The organism is Treponema primitia ZAS-1, from assembly GCF_000297095.1.
Classification (GTDB): Bacteria; Spirochaetota; Spirochaetia; order Treponematales; family Breznakiellaceae; genus Termitinema; species Termitinema primitia_A.
The window spans coordinates 1-5,550 of record NZ_AEEA01000189.1; the positions used below are offsets into that span (position 1 = coordinate 1).

The 5,550-nt window shown below is 54.9% G+C and carries 5 protein-coding genes; all 5 read left to right on the forward strand.

Annotated elements, in window-relative coordinates; all coding sequences use genetic code 11:
- A partial coding sequence (locus TPRIMZ1_RS19920) for a DUF5018 domain-containing protein (RefSeq protein WP_010263889.1) occupies nt 1-2,367 on the forward strand: 2,367 nt, incomplete at its 5' end.
- A gap of 395 nt (nt 2,368-2,762) precedes the next feature.
- Nucleotides 2,763-3,224: a hypothetical protein gene (locus TPRIMZ1_RS0117815; RefSeq protein ID WP_010263890.1), complete on the forward strand. Its 462-nt coding sequence runs from the start codon at nt 2,763-2,765 to the stop codon at nt 3,222-3,224.
- Entirely contained in the window at nt 3,221-4,435 is a 1,215-nt protein-coding gene (locus TPRIMZ1_RS0117820) for a hypothetical protein (RefSeq protein ID WP_010263892.1), read from the forward strand. The genes TPRIMZ1_RS0117815 and TPRIMZ1_RS0117820 overlap by 4 nt, the downstream gene beginning before the upstream one ends.
- Nucleotides 4,436-4,449: 14 nt before the next feature.
- The gene (locus TPRIMZ1_RS0117825) at nt 4,450-5,103 is read left to right on the forward strand and encodes a FecR family protein (protein WP_026043800.1); all 654 of its coding nucleotides are present in this window, start codon (nt 4,450-4,452) and stop codon (nt 5,101-5,103) included.
- Between the two features lie 9 nt (nt 5,104-5,112).
- A partial coding sequence (locus TPRIMZ1_RS0117830; RefSeq protein ID WP_010263897.1) for a hypothetical protein occupies nt 5,113-5,550 on the forward strand: 438 nt, incomplete at its 3' end.

A 5,550-nucleotide genomic window follows, 5' to 3' on the forward strand; every position in this document is an offset into this window, starting at 1 on the left:
GATACGGATGATGCCAGCGGAATTATCACACTAACCGTACCCCATGGGACGGATCTTACCAGCATTGTTCCCGAGTTCAGCCATACCGGGGTATCGGTGGATGTCGCTTCCGGTGTGGCCCGGGATTTTTCCGGTGGGCCGCTCACCTATACGGTTACGGCGGCGGACGGATCTGCCAGGACCTACACCGTAACGGTAACCATGGTGGCAGTTGACGCCAAAGCGCTGACAGCTTTTAACCTGACCAGCCCGGTATCGGCAGCGGGAACCGTGAACGAAGCGGCAAAGACGGTAACTATCATTGTACCGTATGGGACCACGCTTACCGGCATGATTGCTCAGGTTACCCATGACGGTGTCTTAATCAACCCGGACCCGACAATAGCCCGGAGTTATGCAAGCCCGGTACCATTTACGGTAAGCGCAGCGGATGGTTCAACCCAGGTTTACACGGTAACTGTCACCGTGGCGGCGGCCAATGCAAAGGCAATTACGACATTTACCCTTGCCGGAGCTACGGGAATTATCGACGATGCAGGCGGAACCATCACGGTAACCGTACCCCATGGGACGGATCTTACCAGCATTGCCCCTGTGTTCAGCCATACCGGGGCATCGGTGGATGTCGCTTCCGGTGTGGCCCGGGATTTTTCCGGCGGACCGCTCAGCTACACGGTTACTGCGGCGGATGGGTCCATCAGGACCTATACGGTGAATGTTAACATCACCAGCGACACGGTTATAAACGTCTTGAGCTTAAACGGTCTGGTTACGGCGCCGGTTAAAGATACGGCGCCGGACACCACGGGGATTGACGAGAGCCAGTATACCGGAACTGTCACCTGGCAAAAGGGCGATGGGGCATCATTCGCCGGGAACTTTGCCCGCGCCACGGTATACCAGGCCATTGTTACCCTGACCGCCAAACCCGGCTATACCCTTACCGGCATGACGGCAAACAGCTTTACCTATGGCGGGGCTGCCGTAACGAACGCGGCGGACAGTGGGATCCTAACGATCACCTTCCCGGCTACGGGGGTTGACCTGATCCTTCTTGGGAGTTATCCGGGGACGCCCACCGTTACTGTGGAGGGTGATCTTATCAAAAGCATCACCACCACAGCCGGTGAAATCCTCATAGGCCGCAAGGTAAATGAGACCCTTACGCTGAAAATAGACAGCAGCGGCGTCATCCAATTCCGCGATGCCGTGGACGGCAGCATCCCCATAGGCAGCTACGCGGAATTCCAGTTAATTAACACCGATTACCATACACTGGGCGGCGCTTACAAGCAGGATGCGGACATAGACCTGCTGGGCATCGCCCCCGGCAGCCCCTCCGGCGCATGGTCTGGCCAGGAATGGACGCCGGTGGGTACAGGTTCCGATGATGTTGTTTTCTTCAACCCCTTTATCGGAACTTTCGACGGCGACGGCAAATCTATCAGCAATCTGTATATAAACAGTCCCACTGTTGACTACCAAGGCCTCTTTGGCGCCCTGGGTATGCCCTTCGAAGCCCTCGGCGAAGTGAAGAATGTTCATATCCGCAGTGGTTCCATTTCAGGCAACGACTATATTGGCGGTATTGCGGGATGGCTCAACGCCCTCATTAGCGACTGCTCCAATAACAGCTCTGTTTCAGGCGGTGTCTTTGTCGGCGGTGTGGTGGGATACATCGACGCAAGCAGTACCATCAGGGCCAGTTCCAATAGTGGTTCCGTTACTGGCGCCAGCTTTGTTGGTGGTATGGCGGGATGGACTATCGGCTACCTCACTGTCGGTTCCAATAGCGGTTCCGCTACTGGAACTGGCGTTCTCGGCGGTATTGCGGGATATAATGGTGGTATGATCTACATCAGCTCCAACAGCGGCGCCGTTATCGGAACCGGCGACCGTGTCGGCGGCGTAGCTGGGGACAACTATGGCGACATATTGGGCAGCTATAACATCGGCCCTGTTTCAGGCAGCAGTTTGGTCGGCGGCGTGGCGGGACATAACAGCTACGCCCACATCACTGCCAGCTATAACATCGGCTCTGTTTCAGGAAGCAGTTCTGTCGGCGGCGTGGCAGGGGAGAACGATGAAGCTACCATCACCGCCTGCTACTGGGCTACCTATATCGGAGATGGCGTTGGCGCCATCGGTAGTTCTGGCACCAGCGGTGGTTCTGGCACCGGGAACGGCGGTACAACACAGTTCAGCGGCGTTGACTGGCCTGACGAAAGCATCGTTACCGGCACCGGCACTGATTTCAGAGCCAATGCCTGGGGTGTCGGCACAGGAACCGGCATCGGCGCCTTGTGGAAGAGCCTGGGCGGCTGGAACGGCGGCAGCCCGCAGTATCCCAAGCTGTACTGGGAATAGGGAATTAGGAGTGATCGGTCGAGTGTTTTTCTAAGGTAGGTATAGGTATGAAAGCGCAAAGTACATGATAGTGATTTTCGCCCTGGCGTTGGGGGGATGTATGACCGGTATGATATGATTTATGCAGTAATTGCCCGAAGGAATGATGGTATAGTCTTAACGAATGATGGGGATTTGGCCAAAATTTGCAAAAAGAATAATATAAAATATTGTTATTAAAAAACGCAAAAACCGTGCGTACTGCACAGGATTCTTAGGCTATACGCATAGATATTACTCATATTCCTATATAATGACTAATATCCTGTGCGTACTGCACAGAAAATCTGTGCAGTTTTACTGTTTGACAAACAAAAAATAGTGTTTTATCCTCTTTACACTCGGGGGGATGAAATATGTATATCAGGAATGGGTTAATTATTACCGTTTCCATTCTCTTTTTGCTCTGTCTTGGCTCTTATACCCATGCCCAAACCGCCGCCCTTATGGACGGAGCGCTGGGCGTCCGTGAAGTGAACCAGGGGCAGGCGGCTTATTTTGTGCTGACCGCAGCGGAATTAATTCCCGCAGACGCCGGTATTGAGGCGGCCTTCGCCCAAGCCCAGGCGGATACATGGCTGCGGAACAAGGCGGACAGCCCCATCAGTATGGGAGAGCTTTCCTACCTTATTATGCAGGCCTTCAAGCTGAAGGGGAGCGTCTTCTACCGGCTCTTTCCGGGCCCCCGTTATGCGTACCGGGAACTCGTCTACCGGCGGCTCATTCCCCCACCCAATGATCCCGCCCGGCGGGTAACAGGACCGCAGTTTTTTCAAGTGTTAGGAAATGTGCTGCGTGTTTCAGGGGAAGAAAAATGAAACCCATTTATATAGTGATACTGCTCTTGAGCGTCCCTTGCTGTTTTGCGGCGGATTTCGGCCTTGTCCTGAACACGGTGCCGGAATACGGTTACGCCGGGCAGGGTGCGGACAGCGGCGGGGATTTTTCGTTTACCGGGACGGCGAGTCCCTGGGTTTCCGGGGTTTTACGGGAGGACCTTTCGTATTATCTTTCGGGCCGTTTACTATTTGAGTATGAGGACGGGGAAGCAAAGACGCCCCTCCTGGTTGAACTTGAAAGAACGGAGTTTGACTGGCGGCCTTTTTCTGCGGTTTTTGTCAGCGCAGGGCGGCAGCACTTTGCCGACTCGGCGGCCCTGATAGCATCGGGGTTCTTTGACGGATTGTTGGGTTCCCTCTCCCTGCAAAAAGCCCGGCTTTCGGCGGGGGTTTTTTATACCGGTTTCTTGTACAAGGAAAGTGCGGAAATTATCATGAGCGCCGTGGATATGGCCAATTATAGTAAGCCCTTGGATTACGGGGATGGTGATAGTTATCGTGCGTCCCGAAGGCTTTTAGCGGAGCTGACCGGGGAATTCCCCGATTTAACAAGCCGGACTTCCCTTACGGTAAACGCCCTTGGCCAGTTTGATCTGACAAGCCAAGACGCCCTGCACAGCCAGTACCTGTTGGGACATTACTTTTTCACCCCCATAGAAGTTCTTCGGCTGAACCTGGCCGCTTCTGTTGGGTTTACGGAAACGGACGGAGTGGATCTGCGGACCAGTTTAGCCTTCCAGGCGGGGGCGGAATGGAATCCGCCGGGGAGTTTGGAGGATATGGCGGATCTGCGTTTCCGCTGGGCAAGCGGGGCTATCAGCGATACTATCGGAGTATTTCTGCCGCTGAACGGTATTATCCAGGGAGAAATATTTATGCCCAGGATCTCCTCCCTCCTATCGGTGAAAGCCGCTTATACGGCGCGGCTCCATGAGCAGGTATCCGTTTCGGCAGGGACAACGTATTTTATCAGGACCGATACGGAAACATTCAACGATGCGGATTTGGATCCCCAATCGTCCTCCCTGTTGTTGGGCGGGGAACTGTACGGATCGGTAATATGGGCAATTGATTCGATCCTCCGGTTTACCGCCGGGGGCGGGGCGTTCTTCCCCCAATGGGGCGGGGCATTTGCGGCGGATACGCCGCTGCGGTGGAAGGTGAATGCGGGAGTAACGGTGTCGTTATGAAATTGGAGATGGGTATGAAAAAAGTTATGGTGTGTATGTTGATCATATGCGGTGCGGTGAGTCTGCCGGCTCAGACCGCGTTTATTCGGGAAATTTATGGGACCGTGGAAGTGTTGACGCCGGGAGCGGCTGAATGGACTGCCGCCGAAGAAGGGCAGCGGATAGAAAATGCGACGGCCATATCCACGGGGTTTAAGAGTACCGCCCGTATTGCTCTGGGGAATTCGGTAATAACCGTACGGCCCTTAACCCGGCTTACCTTGGAAGCCCTGCGGGAAGCGCAAAACACAGAGGAAGTGGGGCTGTATCTGCAAACCGGGCGGGTACGGGCGGATGTTACACCCCCGTCCGGGGGGAAGGTCGATTTTACGGTACGGAGCCCTTCGGTAACCGCTTCGGTACGGGGAACGAGTTTTGAGTTTGACGGACAGCGCCTTTCGGTTGACGCGGGCCGGGTACATGTAAGCGGCGGCGACGGTACGGGTGTCTATGTCGGGGCGGGCTATGCGGTGGTGAGCAATGTTGAAACCGGCAGGACAGCGGCAGCGATGGAAACGGCGCGGGAAAAACTCGTCCCGCCCATGCCTGCGGGGATGGGGAATACGCCGGGGATCCCCGCCGCTCCTCCGTCGACGGGTGATTTTGCCGTAGGAACACGCTGGAAATAAGGGGATATAGTGAAAAAAACAGGGATACTGATACTTGCTGCATTTTTGTCGGCCCTGGGCGCTTGTGATATTTTTATGCAGCCGGTAAGCCCCGGCGGGAACCTGACCGTAACAACAGGAAGCGGAGCGCGGTCGGTTTCCGATGATGAAGTGCGATCCTTCCGCTATGAATTTGATTTTACCGGTCCCCGGGGAGAATCCTTTACCCGGACACTTTCGCCCGGGGAAGAAAGCGTGAACCTTTCTGTCAGCCTGGGGGAATGGACGATAAACGCCCGGGCGTATAAGGCATTTGCCGACGGGGAAATACTAGTAGGGACGGGAAGCATTACCTATACGGTTACACCGGGAAAGAATTCGGTTTTGGTGCTCATGGATCTAAGCGGGGACTATACCGTGAAGGAAATTACCGCCTTTACCCTTGCCGAAGTATCCGGAACCATAAGC